At 44.8% G+C, this 20,865-nt stretch carries 14 protein-coding genes and 1 pseudogene; 11 read left to right on the top strand and 4 right to left on the bottom strand.

All coding sequences use genetic code 11. The features are described 5' to 3' along the window. Positions 1-18 precede the first annotated feature (18 nt). The 3 genes from gap (at position 19) to ACRRSW_RS07000 (ending at position 2,721) form a co-directional block, all read left to right on the top strand. Positions 19-1,029, top strand: a complete 1,011-nt coding sequence (gene gap / locus ACRRSW_RS07010; protein WP_432453919.1) for a type I glyceraldehyde-3-phosphate dehydrogenase — start codon at positions 19-21, stop codon at positions 1,027-1,029. 178 nt (positions 1,030-1,207) lie between these two features. After that, on the top strand, positions 1,208-2,050 hold the full coding sequence (locus tag ACRRSW_RS07005; protein WP_432453920.1) for an AraC family transcriptional regulator: 843 nt from the start codon (positions 1,208-1,210) through the stop codon (positions 2,048-2,050). Positions 2,051-2,100: 50 nt separating this feature from the next. Continuing rightward, positions 2,101-2,721, top strand: a complete 621-nt coding sequence (locus ACRRSW_RS07000) for a LysE family translocator (protein ID WP_432453921.1) — start codon at positions 2,101-2,103, stop codon at positions 2,719-2,721. A gap of 868 nt (positions 2,722-3,589) precedes the next feature. Here ACRRSW_RS07000 and ACRRSW_RS06995 read toward each other — a convergent pair. Continuing rightward, positions 3,590-5,666, bottom strand: a pseudogene (locus tag ACRRSW_RS06995) (bifunctional 2',3'-cyclic-nucleotide 2'-phosphodiesterase/3'-nucleotidase). 250 nt (positions 5,667-5,916) lie between these two features. On the opposite strand from ACRRSW_RS06995, the gene ACRRSW_RS06990 reads away from it, so the two are divergent. The 6 genes from ACRRSW_RS06990 (at position 5,917) to amt (ending at position 15,683) form a co-directional block, all read left to right on the top strand. Next, on the top strand, positions 5,917-6,366 hold the full coding sequence (locus ACRRSW_RS06990; protein WP_432453923.1) for an RrF2 family transcriptional regulator: 450 nt from the start codon (positions 5,917-5,919) through the stop codon (positions 6,364-6,366). A 49-nt stretch (positions 6,367-6,415) separates the two neighbouring features. Further along, a complete protein-coding gene (locus ACRRSW_RS06985) occupies positions 6,416-7,612 on the top strand; it encodes an NnrS family protein (protein WP_432458978.1) in 1,197 nt (398 codons plus the stop codon). Positions 7,613-8,159: 547 nt separating this feature from the next. Beyond that, positions 8,160-9,320, top strand: a complete 1,161-nt coding sequence (locus ACRRSW_RS06980; RefSeq protein WP_432453925.1) for a 3-phenylpropionate MFS transporter — start codon at positions 8,160-8,162, stop codon at positions 9,318-9,320. 349 nt (positions 9,321-9,669) lie between these two features. Next, positions 9,670-11,085: a YcjX family protein gene (locus ACRRSW_RS06975; protein WP_432458977.1), complete on the top strand. Its 1,416-nt coding sequence runs from the start codon at positions 9,670-9,672 to the stop codon at positions 11,083-11,085. Continuing rightward, positions 11,082-12,104, top strand: coding sequence for a YcjF family protein (locus tag ACRRSW_RS06970; RefSeq protein ID WP_432458976.1), 1,023 nt, complete (start codon positions 11,082-11,084; stop codon positions 12,102-12,104). Before ACRRSW_RS06975 ends, ACRRSW_RS06970 begins: the two co-directional genes overlap by 4 nt. Before the next feature lie 495 nt (positions 12,105-12,599). Then, the gene (amt, locus tag ACRRSW_RS06965; RefSeq protein ID WP_432458975.1) at positions 12,600-15,683 is read left to right on the top strand and encodes an ammonium transporter; all 3,084 of its coding nucleotides are present in this window, start codon (positions 12,600-12,602) and stop codon (positions 15,681-15,683) included. A 255-nt stretch (positions 15,684-15,938) separates the two neighbouring features. Here the strand turns inward: amt and elbB are convergent, their stop codons facing one another. The 3 genes from elbB to ACRRSW_RS06950 all read right to left on the bottom strand — a co-directional run bounded on the left by elbB (position 15,939) and on the right by ACRRSW_RS06950 (position 18,374). Then, the gene (elbB, locus tag ACRRSW_RS06960; protein WP_432458974.1) at positions 15,939-16,589 is read right to left on the bottom strand and encodes an isoprenoid biosynthesis glyoxalase ElbB; all 651 of its coding nucleotides are present in this window, start codon (positions 16,587-16,589) and stop codon (positions 15,939-15,941) included. Between the two features lie 209 nt (positions 16,590-16,798). Next, on the bottom strand, positions 16,799-17,434 hold the full coding sequence (gene leuE, locus ACRRSW_RS06955) for a leucine efflux protein LeuE (RefSeq protein ID WP_432453930.1): 636 nt from the start codon (positions 17,432-17,434) through the stop codon (positions 16,799-16,801). 82 nt (positions 17,435-17,516) lie between these two features. Beyond that, positions 17,517-18,374: a LysR family transcriptional regulator gene (locus ACRRSW_RS06950; protein WP_432453931.1), complete on the bottom strand. Its 858-nt coding sequence runs from the start codon at positions 18,372-18,374 to the stop codon at positions 17,517-17,519. Between the two features lie 354 nt (positions 18,375-18,728). Here ACRRSW_RS06950 and ACRRSW_RS06945 point away from each other — a divergent pair, with 354 nt between their 5' ends. Both ACRRSW_RS06945 and yidA read left to right on the top strand, forming a co-directional pair. Beyond that, complete coding sequence (locus ACRRSW_RS06945; RefSeq protein WP_432458973.1) at positions 18,729-19,340, top strand: cysteine hydrolase family protein; 612 nt, start codon at positions 18,729-18,731, stop codon at positions 19,338-19,340. Between the two features lie 252 nt (positions 19,341-19,592). Next, positions 19,593-20,417 (top strand): sugar-phosphatase, encoded by an 825-nt coding sequence (gene yidA / locus ACRRSW_RS06940; RefSeq protein WP_432453933.1) that lies wholly within the window; start codon positions 19,593-19,595, stop codon positions 20,415-20,417. The last annotated feature ends 448 nt before the right edge of the window (positions 20,418-20,865 follow it).

The raw sequence follows: 20,865 nt of genomic DNA, 5'->3' as shown, positions 1-20,865 counted from the left end.
ACTGATGAGGAAATAGTTATGCTAAAAGTGGGCATTAACGGCTTTGGCCGTATTGGACGCAATGTTCTTCGCGCAACCTTAAACAATGATCGGATTCAAGTCGTCGCAATTAACGATTTAACCGATAGCCATACCTTGGTACATCTACTTAAATACGACTCTTTAATGGGAGTACTTGCGGCCGATGTTGAAAACAACGATGAAACAATTTGGGTCAATGGCCAAGCCATTCGTGTATTCAATGAACGCGAGCCCGCGCAGATCCCCTGGGAGCGCTGTGACGTAGACATTGTGATTGAAGCCACAGGTTTATTCACTGACAAGTCGCAAGCCGAAAAGCATATTCAATTTGGTAAAGCCAAACGAGTGATTATTTCAGCCCCATCCAAAAATGATGCACTCACCGTTGTGATGGGCATTAACCACCAGTTGTATGATCCAAGTCAGCATTTTGTGGTAAGTAACGGGAGTTGTACCACTAATGGATTAGCCCCTGCAGCTCAGGTTCTGCATCAAACCTTTGGAATTGAACACGGTTTAATGAATACCACTCACGCTTATACTGCGAGCCAAGCGCTGCATGATCAGCCCGAAAAAGATCTACGTGGCGCACGGGCGGCGGCGTTATCCATTGTGCCCTATTCAAGCGGCGCAGCGAAAGCGATTGGCCGGGTTATTCCAGAATTAGACGGTAAACTTAATGGTTACTCACTTCGCGTGCCAGTTCCAGTCGTTTCCATCGTCGACTTGTCGGTAACATTAAAAACCGAGGTCACAGTAGAACAAGTTAATACCGCATTTAAACAGGCAGCGCAAAACAGGCCGCTAAAAGGGATCCTCGGTTATAGTGAAGAGCCTTTAGTCTCAAGTGACTATCAAGGTGATCCTCGATCTTCAATTATCGATGGCCTCTCAACTTTAGTGATTGGTGGCAATTTAGTTAAGATCCTCGCTTGGTATGATAATGAGTGGGGATTCTCTAATCGCCTTGTTGACTTGGCTCTTTGGATGGAAAAACGAGGCTTATAAGCCTTCATACAATAGCAATGCAGCACCATCATGCGCTGCATTGCCGCTTAAAAAGCGGTAGGTATTGGGTTGATTGAATGCCGCAGCATAAGCCCACATATTTTATCATTCAGTTGACTCTAGAATGATATAGGTGAAAATAGGCTCAATCAGCACAATGTTCAGGAGCAAGTATCACGTGAGTGGCAGCGTTCGTCATATCGAACAGCAGTTTTGGTGCAGTCAACAGCTTCCTCATCTCGAGGTAAGAACAACCTACAACAGCACGCAAGGCTACAAAGCCCATAGCCATTCAGCATTGTCTATTGGCTTGATTGAAGTCGGAACCACTTGCCTATCGATAAAAGATAAAAAAATATTTTTAAATCAAGGTGATATGGTTCTGATTCAACCACATGCGGTTCACGCTTGTAACCCTGTCAATGGCAACGCTCGTAGCTACCACATGCTCTATGTCGATGAAAGCTGGTGCTGTGAAGCACTCTCGGCATTATACCAGCGTCAAGTTGATCAAATCACATGTACCCATATTCGACTCACTGATCTGAAAATCGCAAACGAGCTTTCTTTTTTAATAAATACTTTATTAAAAAAGACCAATAAAACCAAAAACAACGCTTCGCATATAGATTCACTATTATTTGATATTCTAAATCTCTACTGTGCGCCTATATTCAATAAAACTGACAACAACTTGGCACTTCAAATTAAGCAACATTTACTAAATAACATGGTTTCTCCGCCTTCGAACCACGATATATCTCAACAACTAGGCTGTTCAACAGAGTCTGTCATTCGCAACTTCAAGCGCTGCTTCGGTATTACGCCAAAATCGTTTCTCAATAATAGTCGGATTGAGAAGGCCAAATACCTCTTAAAATCAGGAGTAAATATTATCGATGTCGCAAGCGAAGTGGGCTATTCGGATCAAAGCCAACTGCATCGAGCTTTTGTGAACTACACCGCTTCCACACCACGCCAATATCAGCAGTTAAAGTCATTTTTCGACAATAAATCCTGACTCAATCAACCTATAGTTCGATGATTCATTAGCTATAGGTCACTTTTATCATGTTAAGTACTCTTTTACCGACCGCTTTTCCTGCGCTGGCTCTTGCCCATTTCGTTGCCTTGTTAAGCCCGGGGCAAGATTTCTTTCTGATTATTGGTCACTCCGTGAGACATAAACTGAAAGGAAGTAAATACATCTGTGTCGGTGTCGCGGCTGGAAACGCAATTTACATTGCAATCGCCATCATCGGATGGACCAGCATCCGAGACTCCCCTCAAATTTTTTCTGTTGTCGAAACCCTCGGCGCTATCTATCTATTGTGGATAGGATCCAAACTGCTCCGCAGTCAAAAAAGTGATGCCGTTCTCAAAACCAAGGAACAGAGCCTTCCTACGGTTAGTAAACAATTAGTGCTAGGGATTAACTCGGCGCTGTTAAACCCCAAAAACGCGCTATTTTATATGAGCTTAATGACGGTTATTCTGGGCAGCGAGGTCACCCTGACCCAGCAAATCTGCTCCGGTATCTGGATGGTTTTCGCGGTGTTTATCTGGGATCTTTTAGTTGCCTCAATGATAGGTCAACAGAGAGTCCAAACTTATTTAAAACGAAGCATTCACATTATAGAAAGATTCGCTGGCGGCATTCTGATCGTATTTGGAATTGCTCTGTTCATCTGAACCTTCTGAGTTCGAGAGGATCAAACGGATAGCTCCTACAAAGTAAACCGGCAATGGACAGCAATTTGATGACCTGTCATCGGGTCACCAAATGAAGGGCGATACTCACTTTCCCCTAAACCATAACGGCCAGTTGAGGCGATATCCACCACAATTAACAGGTCTTAAATAAGCGAGCCATAGCTTCACTTATATGAAAATGAATACACATAATATTTCGATTGATGAGTTAAATTAAGGTCAACCAAAGAGCGGTTGACCATTGCGCGGCGAAAATACATCAGGAAATGCGACAATCATGGACCGAGACTGAATCCGCGACACAAGCGGTGTTTACTCGCGCAACCTTTTTCACAAGATCGCAGTACGGCTGCTGATACACCAATGAAATATCTGGTACATAGCCTATGACTATTGGGAAAGCTTTGCTGCAGAAAAATTTGATACGATGGCGGATTCACAATAGGCCTACTCAGCTTGCATCAATTGATTCAAGGCCCCCTCAATATATCAAAACGATATGATTTATTTTTTCAACGGGGGAGCTTCAACGGTATCTGCTACATATCAAGTATCTAGCCGCTAATTTTTCTACCAGAGTTGTTCTCAAACCACGACTTCGTTCGCACCTTCACTGGAAAGTGTGAGTACATAACAGCCTCCATTAATGCTTGTTAGATGTAAGGCAGAGCGATTATCGAGACATTAATAGCGCTAAAATTTAGCCCTTATCGAAGCCTCCTCAATCAAGCCCTAGTGCATAAATAGCCATATCAAACGGCTAACCGCTGCAGCTCTAGGGCCAATCCTACAAATCCAGAAACCCACGTGACGATGCAAATAACATGGGTAAAGGATTGCCCCCGAGTTAAGGGCGAACAGGTTCAGAGTTTAAGTCAATTCGATAAATTGCAAAACCTGCCATCGCATCAACAGCGCTAAGTTTTTCCATCTTACGTTGCTGATTTTCGGCCACAAATTGGTCAGCGAGTTCACTATCTTGAGTCTCAAAACGCACATCTAAGGTGACATCCGTCGTAATGGTTTTAAAATCCCAATTGTAATCCGCTGTTGGATCAACCATGCCGTTGTAAGTACCGGAGGCATTAGGCTGTGACTGCTCAGAAATATAAGCGGCTAATACTTCACGATTAGTATCTGGTAACTCTAATACGACATGTTCAGAACCGGTTCCCGCAAAAACGCCAGCAAACGCTCGATAGTTATTAGATGCAACTAAAAATTCTTTGTTGGCAAGTGCTTGACCAGTAATCACCACACCTTTTTCATCGGTATAGCTTAACTCGACAATCCGGCTGGCCGTCGCATTGACCAGTGCACAGTGCACAGTGACTGTCAAACTTGCTCGGTTGCGTGACATCAATTTTATATCTTAAGCCATCAATAACATCGAAATTATAAGTCGGGTGGCCCTCACGATTAATCAGGTTTTGCGGTGTGCTAATAGTTGGGTCGATTTGATTAAATTGATTGGCACTGCACTCCAGCCAGTCTTTTAACTCCGCCCCTGTGGCTTTAAGTACCACCATGGTATTGGGATATACATACAAGTCAGCCGCATTACTATAAGAAAGTGGCCCTTTAGGGACCATAACAAACTGACTCGCATCCCCTTCTTGGTAGCGACCACCTGCTTTAAATGGTGCAGCGGCAGACAAAATAGGCAGCCCACTAAGCTCATCAGGCAACTTGGCTTTTACACCCGCAATTTGCGCTAACGACACAATCTGCACCGATGGGTCGTCTTGCACCAAGCTTAAAAAGCTAAACATATTTGAAGCCGCCACACCAATCGGCTGGCTCACAAAATCGATTGTGGCTTGGTGCTCTACCGCCACCGCATCCCGAATACTCTGTTCACCACGAACTAACGCAACCTTATTGGCATTATCATAAACGGGACGAGCCTCAGCTTGCGATTCAGAATGATGAATCAGCCACTTACCATTTTGCTTGGTGAGCTTTAAATCGACAATCCCAATGTTATCGCCCCAGCGCCCCGGCATAACTGCCGGAATACCGTTCAATAAACCTCTCTCAATATCGGTATTTGGCAGGTCACGATAGCGTTCGGCTGGAAATACCGAATGACTGTGTCCAAACATAATCGCGTCAATCCCTGCCACTGAGGTTAAGGCAAAGGTTGCATTTTCAGCCTGTGGATCACCAGGGTTTTCGCTAGAACCGATACCGGAATGAGGGATTGCAATAATTAAGTCTGCCCCCGCCGCTTGCATTGCTGGCACAAACTGTTTAGCCGCTTGAGTAATACCAAGTACTGCTATTTCGCCACTTAAATTGGTTTTGTCCCATTGCAGAATTTGTGGTGGTACAAAGCCAATATAACCAATATTCACAGTGTGCAGATTACCTTGGGTATCGCGTACCGAAGTCTGCTGAATGAGATAGGGATTAAACAGATTTTCGCCAAATTCAACATTTCCCCAACAGCCATTTTTATTCGCACAAATAACGTTTGCGTTAATATAAGGAAAATTGGCACCCGCGATGGCCTTCTCTAAAAATGATAAACCATAGTTGAACTCGTGATTACCAATATTGCCCACCACATAATTTAATGTATTCATCGCCTTATATGCGGGATGTGTATCGCTTAAACCAACGCTGGCAATGTAATCCCCCATTGGACTACCTTGCAATAAATCCCCATTATCGACCAACACCGCATTGCTTACTTCTTGGCGTGCCGCACTAATTAAACTCGCCGCACGCGCTAAACCAATGCTTGGATCCTGTTTATGAGTGTAGTAATTAAAATCCATAATATTGGTATGTAAATCTGTGGTTTCTATAATTCTCAAGTCCACATTAACCGCAGAGGTGTGACTGTCGTCGCTGGAGCTACATCCGCATAAGCCAAGAGAAACTGCTATCGCAACAATTATTCGTTTATTATTCAGCACATTTAATCCTTTAAATCTTTGACTCATGAGTACCACTAATACTAAGAGCATCAACAAGGTAAGTATATAAATTAAAAGTCAAAACATTAAAAATATCAGAGTATAAGATCCCAAACTCAATTCGATTTACCAGCACTCGTTGCCACTAACGCCAAGCGGCGCTTAACTCTCCGAATAAAAACTACCAAACACCCACTAAAAGATGTATTTTAAATGCATCTTTATATATCTCAAATTTTGGGTGCGTAGCATGCAAATCACTCGCTATACCGACTACTCCCTTCGCCTACTCATTTACTTAGCGGTCAATAAAGATCGACTCTGTACCATCCAAGAAATCGCCCAAAGCTACGACATTTCCAAGAACCATCTGATGAAGATTGTTCAGCAACTGAATGCTAAAGGTCACTTATTGGCCGTCCGCGGAAAAAATGGCGGTCTTAAATTAAATCGTCAAACGAATCAAATTGGCATCGGTAGCCTAGTTCGGGAAATGGAAGATAACAGCAAGCTGGTCGAATGTTTTGGCGAAAATAATCGTTGTGTCATTACTCCGAGTTGCCAATTGAAGAATATTTTTGCCGAAGCTCAAGAGAATTTTTTCAAAACCTTGGATGCATATACCTTAGCGGATTTACTTGGCGTCAATAACCAATATCAACTGACGACGCTTTTAAATCGAGATTCTAGAACCAGTTAAATCTTTCACTAATCATATACCCAATCGATCTTCAATTGAGAGCCTAACGATGATCATGATTTCAGATCCCAAAAATAACAAGCCAAGGCAAGCACAAACAGGGGCGTTTTTAGAACTTGCGTTTCGCCCATTTTTCCTCCTCGCCTCCCTGTTCAGTATCCTCAGTTTACTGCTATGGAACGGATTCTTCACTGGCGATGTGACATTACATGTTTATGGCGGTCCCTTATGGTGGCATATGCATGAAATGCTATTCGGTTTTGTGGCTGCAATTATTATTGGTTTTTTATTAACGGCGGTTCAAACCTGGACCAAAATACGCAGTTTAAATAGCACCGGATTGCTACTTTTAGTTGCGGTTTGGATGATTGCCAGGGGGTTATTTTTGCTGCCAAATAGTGTACCACATTGGCTGATTGCACTGCTTGATATTGCTTTTTTACCGTTAGCCACAGCTGCACTGGCTTACCCAATTATAAAAGCTAGATTGTGGCGTAATTTGATATTTATCCCCATATTATTGCTGATGAGCATTGCCAATATCAGCATGCATAGCAAAGTCATCACACCACTTGAGCCATTCATCGATAATTCCAGCACGCTGATGGTGTTATTAGTCACCTTAGTGATGAGCATTATGGGCGGACGCGTATTCCCTATGTTCACTGCAAACGGCACCCAAACAGCGCGCGTGGAGCCAATTGCTTACTTAGAAAAAGTGGTTATTGGCAGCACCTTGTTAGCCTTAATCAGCAGCCTACCATTTATCAAACTCCCTTCGACATTGAGCGCTTCAATATTTTTTATCGCCAGCGCTGCACATGCAGTGCGGGTATTTCGCTGGAAAATATGGGTAACCATCAAAACGCCATTAGTTTGGAGTTTACACATCAGTTACTGGTGCATTGCGCTCGGCTTATTCATCTACGGTTTATCAGAAGTGTCTACCATGGTAAATCATTCCCAAGCGATCCACACCTTAACCGTTGGCGCGATGGCCACCATGATCCTATCCATGATTTCGCGTGTTTCTTTAGGCCATACGGGTAGAAAAATTGAGGTTGGAAGAATCATGACGTTCGGATTGATCGCAATCATTCTATGCTTTGTGACTCGCGTCTTTTTGGGGTACTTTTTAAGTGATTATCGGTATGTCATTTCCATCGCGGTTGGCTTTTGGGTGATTGGCTATGGTTGTTTCGTCACACTTTACTTCCCTATTTTAAGCAAACCTCGGCAGGCGTAAGTCTCGACGAAAACAGCGGCCATAAGGATTGAATTAAGCGACTATTATGATACAACTTCAGGCTCATGATAAACGTAAATATCCCCAGTGCTGTATTAATAGCCATCCCAAAATTTCACAATGAGAATCGGCGAAGATTTATCACAGGCGGTGTCAGAGGATCACCATACCAGTCTGTAAGTAACGGTTCGCAGGGATATGTTACCAACAAAATTGCTCTCAAATTGACCTGTTGAATACAGGGCTCATAAGCGCGCATTCATCGCTATTCCAAATACAAATTATTTGCTGATGGATGCGATTTAAATCTTCAAATTAAAAATTTCAAAACTATATTTCAAGCACAAGCCAGATAAATAAATCGCCCTTCAACAAAATATCAGTTACAAAGCAATGTAGTTCAATAAATTATAGATGAAAAATCTAAAGACATCAGGATTTGGAAACAACCATATATTCACTCGCTGATTCCCATTGAACAAGCGGCTATGTTATTCAAAAATTGGCGCTATAATGCTGCCATTAAGCAGTATAAGGTTTGGTAAAAGTGAGAAATCCAAAAGCAGCAACTTGGATAAGTTTATATTTTTCAGGTTTATTTTTCGTATGGGGGATCTTTTTACCATTCTGGGCCTTATGGTTAGAAGGTGAAGGCTTAAACCCTAGTGAAATTGGGCTGTTGATTGGATTTAGCATGGTCGCCCGCTTTGTTGGCAACGTGGTACTGATGCCACGCATAAAATCGGCTAATCACCTACTACCAGGGATCCGTTGGATCAGCTTTGCCAGCATTTTAGTGGTCACTTGCCTGTTTTATTTAAAGGGCTATATTTGGCTCACAATACTCACCTTGGCCGCTAACTTTTTCATTGCTACCTTAATCCCGCTTGGAGATGCAGCCGCAACCAAATGGGTCAATCAGCTCAAGCTTGACTATGGTCGGGTTCGCGTATTCGGTTCCATTGCTTTTGTTATCTCGTCCACCATCATCGGCAACGCACTTGGTTATTTTTCTCATTCCTTAATTTTATATGCCACCGCAGGCTCACTGTTGGTGCTGTGGGGGATCTCACTATTATCTCCTGCCGAAAAACTGTTAGAACCAGCAACCAGTAGCAACCCCCATGCAGGGCGTTTATGGCCCGTATTGAAACAAAAACATGCCTTACGATTTATCGCTGTGACCACTTTGATTCAAAGCTCCCATGCCGCCTACTATGCCTATGGAACGCTATATTGGAAAAGCATTGATTATTCAGAATCAACCATCGGTTACCTCTGGTCGATTGGTGTCATTTTTGAAATGAGCATTCTCATCTTTGGTAGCCGCTGGTTTCGCCGTTGGGATGCAAGAAGCATGTTGTTATTTGCTGCAATAGGCGGCGTTATCCGTTGGGGCTTATTGGGCAGCGCAGAATTACTACCGATGATGATGTTATCGCAAACGATGCATGCATTAACCTTTGCCTTAACTCAACTAGCAGCAATTAAATACATCGGGAGTGAAGCCCCCAAAGAACAAGCGATCCCCTTACAGGCACTATATTCGGCGATAGCCTTAAATATGGGGACCGCGTTGCTAATTTTCTTATGCAGCGCCTTATACGCTCCCTTAGGAAGTGGCATATTCTTGATTATGGCGAGTTTAACTGCACTGGCAATCCCCATCCTGTTGGTCAAAGTCAAAGCCAGCCCATCAGCACACTAAGCTTGCAAAATGTGGCGCTTATCCGCCACAACATGAACAAAATTTAATCCATCTCTGCACCAACTTTTGCTAGATTGAATCACAGTCACATGGTTTAGCCAATGGGCGTGGCTTCAAGCGACAACTTGAAAAAGCCGCATATGCCCCGATATATTGAATAAGTTGAGTGTGTTTTGCGAGATCCCTTGACTAAAAAACAATCTCTCGTACTTTGGTTAACAGAAGCACTTGGGATGTATTGGCTTAGTCGATTAAGCTTCACTGCTGTTGTTCAAGTAAACGCTTTAGGCATAAACCTGACAAATAAGCTAAGCCGAATATTCGCCCATGAACGGTTGCCACTAAATTTATGAATCATTCTCGATTATCGAACATCAAAACCAAAGCCGACGACTTAGCCAAGCTCAGTATGGATAAACACTTACGACTTGCCGTCACGGGCCTCAGTGGTGCCGGTAAAACAGCATTTATTACTTCTTTGGTAAACCAATTATTATTAGGGGCAGAAAATCATCAACTGCCACTATGGAAACTGGCTCGTGAACATGGTTTTTTAGGCGCAAAACGCAGCCCTCAGCCACATCTCCACTTAGCAAGTTTCGACTATCAAGGTGGCTTAGCTGCGCTGCAAAGCCAACCCCCGAGCTGGCCCAAACCAACTCATGGCGTGAGTGAAATTCGTCTAAAATTACGCTATAAACCGCAATCCGTCATTTGGCGAAAATTGAGTCACACCGCCAATCTAACACTAGACATTGTCGACTATCCCGGCGAGTGGCTACTTGATTTACCACTGCTCAATATGAACTATCAGCAGTGGTGCGAACATATAAATACAGGCTTACAAGACTCACGTAAGGCTAAGCTCGCCGAGCACTGGCAACAACAGGCGGCCCACTTAGATGTAAACGCCACAGCTAACGAAACACAAGTCGCAGATATCGCTGCGGCCTATACCCAATATTTACATGACTGCAAAAGCCAATTGGGGATGCACCACATTCAACCCGGCCGTTTCGTATTGCCCGCCGAGCTCGCGGGCGCGCCAGTCTTAGCTTTTTTCCCCATTCAGCCTGATTTAGCGAGTACAAAGGTGCAAGTTAAAAACAGTAACTTGGCTTTACTAACGGAACGCTTTGAGTACTACAAAGAACATGTGGTGAAACGGTTCTACCAACAGCATTTTATTAAGTTTGATCGGCAAATTGTATTGGTGGATTGTCTCAGCCCACTTAACAACGGTCACGATAGCTTCTGCGACATGCAGTTAGCCATTAATCAAATACTGCACAGTTTTAATTACGGCCAATCAAGCCTGTTACGCCGCTTATTTTCACCGAAGATCGACAAACTGTTGTTTGCTGCCAGCAAGGCAGACCATGTCACACCAGAGCAACATACTCGTTTAGTGAGCTTGCTTAGCGAAGTAGTTGCCGACGGGAAACGCCATGTTAAATTTGAGGGGATCGACACCGAAACGATGGCCTTAGCCTCAATTAAAGCGACTCAGGCTGGTACTGCCAAGCTCAATGGTGTCAACATTGCGGCAATTAAAGGGATCTTACAAAGCGATCAAACGACTCAAAAAACTACCATGCTATTTCCCGGTGAAGTCCCCAACCGTTTACCGAAACAACAGTTTTGGCAAAACCAAGGATTTGAGTTTAGTCCCTTTCAACCTCCGGCCTGTTCACCTTACACGGCACTGCCGCATATTCGACTCGACCAAGCCATTGAATTTCTATTAGGAGACAAGTTTCGATGAATCCGTCAATCAAACCCCGACAGGTGCTCGATGCCGAGTCCCAGGCCAAAATACTAGACCCTTTAGCCAAGCAAGACAGTAATGAGCAACTGGCAGCAAAACAAGTTATCGACAACCAACAACAATGGCAGGAAGCCCCAGATCTGGAGCCCATAAAATTGGAACTACAGAGTAAAAAGAGCAATGGTTGGCTAAAATATGGGGTGGGTGCCGCCTTGGCAATGGGCATCGGCGAACTAACATTAAGTTTATTCGAACTGTGGCAAAGCTCTCCGATCCGAGCAGGGATCTATTCAGCAATCAGCGGCACCATTGTGCTTGCACTGCTATCATTGTTCATCAAAGAACTGGCAAATTTAAGACGACTTAAAAAATACCAAAAACAACACCAACAAGGGGAACTGCTACTGCAGGGGCAAGGCCGTGGCAACGCCCAGCTTTACTGTGAAAAACTGGCAAAACTACAGGGCTTAAACGACAGCCAAGAGTACCTCACTTGGCAAAACTGGCTAAATGAAAACCACAGTGATGCCGAGGTTGTCAGCCTATATAGTGAAACGGTATTAAAACCACTCGATGACCGCGCTAAACAAGCGATTAGCCAATGGTCTGGTGAAGCCGCGGTATTGGTGGCCATTAGTCCACTGGCAATGGTCGACATGTTGATTATTTTTTGGCGAAACATCAAAATGATTGAAGCTGTCGCAAAAATTTACGGTGTAGAACTTGGCTATTTTAGCCGCATCAAACTCATCAAATCGGTATTTGTAAACATGATTTACGCGGCAACCAGTGAAGTCATCACCGACCTCGGTAGCGACCTATTGGGTGCAGAACTCACCGCCAAGTTATCCAGCAAAGCCGCTCAAGGCATTGGCGCCGGGCTACTCACGGCTCGTCTGGGTTTTAAAACCATGGAACAATGTCGGCCGGTGCCATGGACGCTGAACAATAAACCTAAAACCAAACAACTCAAAAACCTACTGCTCAGCAAATTACGCAACAAACTGTCAATCTAAACCCCCTAGATAAGCAATTGTTTTACCGTCGATTCGGGTTCAAGATAAAAACATACTTATTGCTACAAGCACGCTGAAACTGCTGATACAAATCAAATTTCCCAGCATTTGATCTGCTACAATATTCGCCAGAAATCAAAGATAAACAGCTATAAATTACAGATAGTTAAGCAAGTTAAACCGAGATTACTCTTGCCTTAAGAAGACGAACTATGATACTCATTGCTTCATGTTTAGACATGACTAATATAGTTTTCGGCTTGTTGGTTGTGTTATCAGCTCGCCACAAAACGGCGTGAGAGAGCCAAGGATAACACGCTGCGAATCATGCATTAAATCAGTCTAAGCGTCTCAATAATTTTATTGAGAGATTAGGATATTAATCAATCAAGTGATCACTTGTAAGTAGTTGACATACTCTGCAGCAGTTTGACTTAAAGGTCACTCTATCTTCAAAAAGGAATTGTGCTGGCCAAGGAGTAACAGGGAGAAACAATGGAATATTCTTGGTTATTAATCGCCTCGTTCTTAGTCTTTATCATGCAAGCTGGTTTTTTATGTTTAGAGACAGGAAAAATCCGCAGTAAAAACAGCATTAACGTCGCCGCCAAAAACATTGCTGATTTCATCATCGCCTCCCTAATTTACTGGATCTTCGGCTTTGCACTGATGTTTGGCGACACTAGCTATGGCCTACTCGGCAGTAGTGAGTTTTTCTTTGGCGACACCCAAAGCCCCTACCAAATCAGTTTCTTTCTTTTTCAAACCATGTTCTGTGGTACCGCCGCAACGCTACTCTCCGGTGCGGTGGCCGAACGAATGTCTTTTATTGGCTACTTATCTATTTCGGTGGTACTCAGCGCGGTGATCTATCCCATCGCCGGACATTGGGCTTGGTCTTCGGCCTATATAGCCGGAAACCAAGGTTGGCTAGAACAAATTGGATTTGTCGACTTTGCAGGCTCCACTGTGGTGCATTCAGTAGGCGGCTACGTTGCACTCGCAGCCATTATTATCATTGGCCCACGCCTCGGCCGCTTCGATTCTAATCAAACAATGCCTGTTGGAAATAACCTGCCGATGTCGGTTCTGGGCACCTTACTACTGTGGCTTGGCTGGTTTGGTTTCAATGGCGGTAGCACTTTGATAATGAACGAACATGTCCCCAAAATCATTCTAAATACCTGTTTAGCTGCCGTAGGCGGCGGCTTAGTCAGTTCGCTATGCCATTATCGCGCTCAACGCTTCTTCGATGTAGGCTTTATTATGAATGGCGTAATTGCTGGCTTAGTATCGATTACAGCCGGTTGTCATGTGATGTCTAGCAAGTCGGCGATGTTGATCGGGATTGTTGCTGGCTTGATTTTATATTTCGGCACAATTTGGCTAGAAAAAATGAAAATCGACGATGCGCTAGGGGTTGTTCCCGCGCATTTATTTGCCGGTATTTGGGGAACCTTAGCGGTTGCGCTATTCGGGGACTTACAACTGATAGGCACCGAACTCAGCCGCTCACAGCAACTGTTCGCGCAACTCGTTGGCGTGATCAGCATTGGAGTCTACAGCTTAGGACTTAGTTTTATACTACTGCTGTTAGTCAATCGTTTTCTACCACTACGAGTTTCGGCTAAAGATGAATTGCAAGGCATGAACGTCTCTGAACACCGCGCCTCTACCGAGCTAATCGACCTACTCAATTCTATGGAACGACAGCAGCAGCAAGGTATGTTTTCCACGCCAGTCCCCGTTGAACCTTTTACCGAGGTGGGGCAAATTGCCAATCAATACAATCGAGTGATTGAGCGAGTCAGCGCCGAAATCAACAAGCGTGATGACGCCATTAACAGTTTTAAAGCCAGTGAAAAACGCAAGAGCGCCATCCTCGACTCCTCTATGGACAGTATCGTGACGGTTGATCTAAGTGGCAAAATCATCGAGTTTAATCCCGCAGCCGAAAGGACCTTTGGCTTTTTAAAACCACAAGTCGTGCATAAAAACTTCATCAATTTATTCGTGCTACCAAAGAATCAAGACGAAGTAAGAAAAAGCTTAGCCCATCGCTTCTCAAGCTCACAGGGCTTGCTACGCCATCGTCGAAATTCGCTTACTTTAACCCGCAACTCAGATCATGAGTTTCCAGCAGAAATATCCATCACTGGAGCCAACTTTAATAGCAATACCGAGAATGAATTTACGCTACATATTCGCGATGTCACTCGGCAACTCAAGTTGCAAGACAAGCTACGTCAACTGGCCTATAGCGATCCTCTCACCGGCTTATATAATCGGACCTATTTAATGGAGTCACTGGTTCAAGCCGCTCAGCGCCACGAGCACCAGCCAAGCCAGGTGGTACTATTTTTCATGGATCTGGACCGCTTTAAAAAAATTAACGATACCCTCGGCCACAAAGCTGGCGACCAATTACTCTGTGAAGTTGCAAAACGTCTGATTGATGTCACCCGCACCTCTGATGTCATTGCCCGCTGGGGGGGAGATGAATTTGTGGTCTTATTCACCGATTCCGTCACCATGGAATTGGCACACACTAAAGCCAACGCCATTCTTAGCTTAATGCGTCAACCAGTGAAGTTAGATGGACGGGTGATTAACATTGCCACCAGCATTGGTATCGCACAGGCCAATTTAACAACCACCAGCGCAGAACAACTCATCCAACATGCCGACATCGCCATGTACTACGCCAAACAACGAGGCCGCGACAACTACCAAGTCTTTGAGGCCGAGATGGCGAGTAAAACCGCCCGTAATTTCGATTATGAACAAGAGATGAAAAAAGGTCTGAAGGCTGGAGAACAATTTCGCATCGTTTATCAACCAAAGGTCACCGCTGATAAGCAAATCGTGGGCTTAGAGGCACTAATGCGCTGGTCTCATCCGCAAGAAGGTCAAATCTCACCTAGCGAATTTATCCCATTGGCTGAGGATTCAGAGCTCGTGATCACCCTCGGTGAATTTGCCATCGCCAAGGTATGCCAGCAACTACAAGCTTGGCGCACTGCTGGCTTCGCAACAGTGCCGGTATCGGTGAATATATCAGGTAGACATTTGGTCTCTGGCCGCTTAGAAGCGTATGCCAGCCATGCCCTTCAACAACATGGCCTCGATGGTTCTGCCTTAGAATTTGAAATCACCGAGGGGGTACTTCTCACCGATATAGAACGTTGTATCGAAGTAATGTCGGCTTTGAAAAAACTGAACATTCAAATTTCTGTCGACGATTTTGGCACTGGTTATTCTTCGCTCAACTACCTGAAACGACTGCCCATTGATGTACTCAAAATTGATCGTTCCTTTGTCGACGAATGCGCCAGCACCGTTGAAGATGGACAAATCTGCTCGACCATTATCAACTTGGCCAACAACCTAGACTTAAGTACCGTGGCAGAAGGCGTGGAAACCGAATCACAACTGGCGTTCTTACACAGTCATGGCTGCGATGTGTACCAAGGCTTTTATTTTTATCACCCGATGCCTGGCGAGGAACTCGACAACTTACTAGAGAAGAATGGCGCAAGCAACAATTCCTCAAGCAAAAAACCAGCTCACTTGGTCTAGCTCAGCAAAAAAGAACGCTAAACATCCTTCAGCTTTAGGCCAAGCAGTTGTAATCATCCTGGTTCTTTGGTTTTTCGAAACAAGCATCACTTGGGCTCGGTGACTCAACACCTAGCGCGCAGCCAATTAATCATTGTTGGCTTTGGCTGATAAGACAAAAACAACGCTTGCACACTCAAGCTATGTCACAAGGCGTGATCCCTCTGCCTGTACTCTCTCGTAGGCCAAGCATAGCCACCAAGCACCAAGGTCGATTTAGCTCATCGCTAATACTTGATTCACCAGTTTGGCAATCCCAAGCTCGGCTTCGACAAGATTTTGAGCCAACATATAGGCCGGTGTACTCACCAACTTGCGCGAGTGATCAACCACTATATCAGCCACCGCACATTCAATATGCTCGCCACCAAGCGCGCTAATAACTGCAATTGTATCGGTGTCATTGCCGATGGTAAATTGAGCCCCCGGACCATAGACCAATGGGATCATCACTGGAGCAATACACATATAAGCAGCAGGTTTATTGGCTTCGGCAAAGGCTTTACAAGCCTTAAGCACATCTCCTTGTACACTTGCCTCGGCACCATTTACAGCAAAGTCAGATAAATTTTTGGCCGCCCCAAAACCACCAGGGATAATAAGTGCGTCAAAGTCTTCGGCCACTAACTCAGTAACCGCCTTCACATCACCGCGAGCCACTCTCGCCGATTCAAGCAATACATTGCGAGTTTGCTGTTGCTCTTCACCCGTGAGGTGATTAATAGTATGTCGTTGCATCACATCCGGTGCGAAGCACTGATAACTGGCTCCCGCCTTGGTAATGTGTAACAACGTTAGTATCGATTCACCCAACTCTGCGCCATCAAAAACTCCACAGCCCGAGAGTATCACCGCCACTTTTTTCATAATATAAGTCCTTGTATTCCATGCAATTCAGCCTGAGTATATACCTTATCTCTATCACTGCTCGCGGCAATGCAAAAGCTCGTCACGTGATTTCTCAGCGCGATGCTAAATGAATATCCATCATATGCTGCTTGGTCATTTGCCCGTCGCCAGTCAAACAGACATATCGTATGAATACTTCGACGCAGTGCTCCTTAAACCAGCCCGCTTTAATGTAAGCTAGCTAACCTCGCCGCAAATCCCATGAAAAATAGCCCTAACACGCTATTCCCCATTTTAGCTAAGCCTTGATTATTGCGAAAATACTGAGTCAAGCGACAGCCTAATACAATCAACAAACTCAAATAAGTTAAACTACACAACTCCAAAATGCTTGCTAATATGGAATAGGAAATCCAAGTGCTATGGTAGCTATAGTCAATAAACTGGATAAAAAACGACACATAAAACAGTAACGCTTTGGGGTTGGTTAAACTCAAGCTGAGCGATTTCCGAAAAACTTTTTCTGTTTTGGGTTTAGCTGAAGAGAGCCGTTCTTTAGGCGCGAACCAATTACTGTAGATCAACGTTACGCCAAGATACAGCAAGTATGCAGCCCCTAAATAACGGATCGCAGTAAACAAAACCGGAGAGGTTTGCACCAAAGAAGCAACCCCAAGATAGGAGAGTAGGATTAGAATTGCATCGCCCAGTAAGACTCCTGCAGCGGCTCTATATCCACAGGCAATCCCGTAACTCGCTCCGGTTTTTAACACGTACAAAGAATTTGGACCTGGAGCCAAAATAATAAACACCAGCCCTGCAACATAAGTCCATATATTAATCACACCGTAACTTTCAAACATACTAGCTCCTTGCCATCACAGAATAACTTAATACGACAAGATTCTCATCTCGTCTAGGGTTTAAAATAAATCCAAGGACGTCTCACGAGGGAAACGAGCCAAACATGCTTTCTAATTCACGGATGATCCTGCGAGTGGCTCTCATTTGGCTGCTTTGCCGAGAAGTAAGCATCCATACCTCACGCTGCAAGGGCTCAGACAAAGGAAGCTGCAATAAATTGCTGCCAACTAGACAACAGCTGGGTAATAAAGCAATACCATAACCATGTTCGGCCGCGATACGCTGGCTGGTAAGCGAATTAGTCTGCAATCTGATCGCCGCGACACCAAAGCGTCTCAACAAATATTCCGCCTCAGGTAAATGGCTTAAACTTGGGCCATAACTAATAACATTCACCGGTTCGGCTTGTTTCAGTTTATCCAACCATTGAGCGTTACCGCATAAACAATAATTCAGCATTCCAATCTTCTTACAGAGATAATCGCCACTCTCAGGAAGGCTTAAACGCAGCGCAATGTCAGCCTCTTTTTTAGGAATGCTCACATTACGATTGGATAACTCAATTTCCAGTTTTAAATCTGGAAATTGACCCTGTAACTGGCTTAAGTGAGGCAGAACAAGGTATTCGGCTAGAGCGGGCACCATCGATAAAACAATGCTCTTTTGCTGCTGGGCTGCCACACCAAAGTGCGGCGCTAGGCTGTCGATGTCGTCACGGATCTGGCAACTTTTTTGATAAAGTAATTGGCCTTCTACGGTTGCAATAAATCCCTCTTGACGACGCTCAAACAGACGCTGCTGCAAGGCATCTTCAAGGCGTTCAATACGCCGCGACACCGTCGCATAATTCACCTGCAAACGCTTCGCAGCCGCCGTCGCGGTGCCACATTCAACCAAAGCCGTGAAGAATCGTAAATCGTCCCAGTTCATTCCATTCATATTTATTCTACCGCCACGACTTGAGTATGCGGTACTCGAGTTCATCAACTTGGAAAGCCTACAAAATTAAGGGCTGCAAGTATGCTTACGCCATACCCTTTTGAGGTTCAAGCCAAGTGTACAAAGCAATCGAGCGCAATTGCAAGCCCACCGCCCACTAGAAATGCTTTAAAGCCTATCTTGCTTGCGCAACCTGACTCCCCTCCACTTAACATTCGATAAATACGCTCATGCTAGACCCTGCTTCAAGTCAACGATTAATTTTGCATAGGCCTTGAGCAGAATTGCTCGCTTACCTCTCAACCTACTTCGCTTAAGCTAAAGCCCTACTCACCCATCACTAAAGAGATTCGCATGCCAAAACCGACCACTCTACTCTCCATCGCAGGTGCGACACCCACGCCATTTGATCGTTCACAAAGCGCGTTGCTGCTCATCGATTTTCAACAGGAATATATCACCGGTAAGTTAGCGCTAGGCGGTGCTGGACAAGCGGCGATTTCTCAAGCGACCAAGTTACTCAATTATGCGCGGCAACAGGCAATGCCGATCTTTCATGTACTGCATCACGCCACCGTCAATGCAGCAGTCTTTAACCCCCTAAGTGAACAAGCGGCGGTGATCCACTCGCTGCGTCCGCTCGCGGGCGAAACCGTGATCATCAAAAGCCTACCCAATAGTTTTTATCACACAGAACTACAAGCACAGCTAAAGCAAAACGGACGTAACCAACTGATTATCGCGGGCTTGATGAGCCATATGTGCGTCACGGCTACAACCATTGCCGCGCTAGAACTCGGCTACAGTAACTTTATTTGTGCCGATGCCTGTGCCTCCCGAGCCTTAAGTGCTGCAGATGGGCAAAGCTTACCCGCAAACATGGTCCACCAAGTGGCGATGGCAGCCCTAGGCGACCGTTATGCCAAAATACAAAGCTTACAGCAGCTGATGCAGGCTGCGGAATAAAGTCATCACTTGGTCGAGCTCTGCCTACGCGAGGACTTAAAACCCTGAGTTCAAGTCCTCGCACGGGCGGCTATTTAACTAAATATCATTTGAATATAAACATTTGACTACAGCCACCGCCCCCTCATCTAGAGGCAATACAAACTAAGACATCATCCACCATTTTGTGTAGAATTGCCCCCTCCTAGACAGTATTAGCCCTTAGCTATGCAAGCTGTCTGTCGATTACACTCACTAAAGGTCTGCCGAAATATGATTAAACTTATCGCCCTAGATATGGATGGCACGCTTCTCAATGACGAGAAAAAAATCACCCCACGTACTTATCAGGCGATTCAAGCTGCCAAACAAGCAGGCGCTAAAGTTGTTTTAGCCTCTGGACGTCCTCTAGCAGGGATCCAGCCCTACTTAGAGCAACTTGGCTTAACCAGCAACGAAGACTTTGTGATTTCATACAACGGTTCTTTAGTTCAGAGAGTAGGCAATGGTGAGGTTCTGCACACCACATCATTAACAGGGAGTGATGCAAAAGCGCTCACCGCGATTGCTCAAAAACTCGGTGTATTCATGCATGCTTTCTCTACTCGCCAAGGATTAATCACCCCACAGCACAATCCATGGACCAATCTTGAATCGTCAATTAATGGTATCGAAGTGAACCAGGTCGACTTTGCAGACTTAATCGATGACGAAGCCTTAACCAAGATCATGTTTGTGGCAGAGCAAACGGTTCTAGACCAAGCCATTGCAAATTTGCCTTCCGAATTACGTCAGCAATACACTGTGGTTCGTAGCGCCCCACATTTTCTTGAGTTTTTACACCGAGACAGTAACAAAGGGGTCGGGGTGGCTCATCTCGCAACACTACTCGATCTAGATGCGAAGCAAGTCATGTGCGCCGGAGACGCTGATAACGATCGTCACATGCTGCAATTTGCCGGATTAGCCGTTGCCATGGGCAATGCCGATGACGATATCAAAGCCATTGCCGACTACATCGCGCCCAGCAATTTAAACGATGGTGTTGCGGTGGCCATCGAGCAACATGTACTCACCGCGCAGAGTCTAAGCGCCTAAGACCGCGATTAGCTGTATTCAAAATGAGCTGGGCAGGTAGCCACTAGTGCATACCTGCCCAAGGTTTGTTAGAGCGTTGAAAGCTTGTATCATGATTCACTATCTTTACGAGGTTTTCACCAATAAAGAAAAACACCAAAGCGGCTCGCCAACCATGAGATGCAATATGATTGCAATGCCTTGTGGCCACGATTCATCCACCTTCATAGTACTTAGCAATCAATTTAGGGGCTATCTTGCTGAGACACCTATAATGCAGAGTGAAGGTATTCAGCAACGAAGAGCTGAAAAACAGCCTAGTTGTAATACGGGAATAGCCTCATCAGGCAGTTATTCGCGCGATTCAAAGTACTCCTTAAGCATGAAAATAATAATTAAAGAATTTGTTTCAATTTTTAATGCGTTTTAATCTCAAACCTGACGCAATAGCGCAGCATTTGGGCTCGAT

The organism is Agarivorans sp. QJM3NY_25 (genome assembly GCF_050870875.2).
Taxonomy (GTDB): domain Bacteria; phylum Pseudomonadota; class Gammaproteobacteria; order Enterobacterales; family Celerinatantimonadaceae; genus Agarivorans.
Note: the sequence above shows the minus strand (reverse complement) of the source record. Positions and strands in the feature narration are given on the sequence as shown.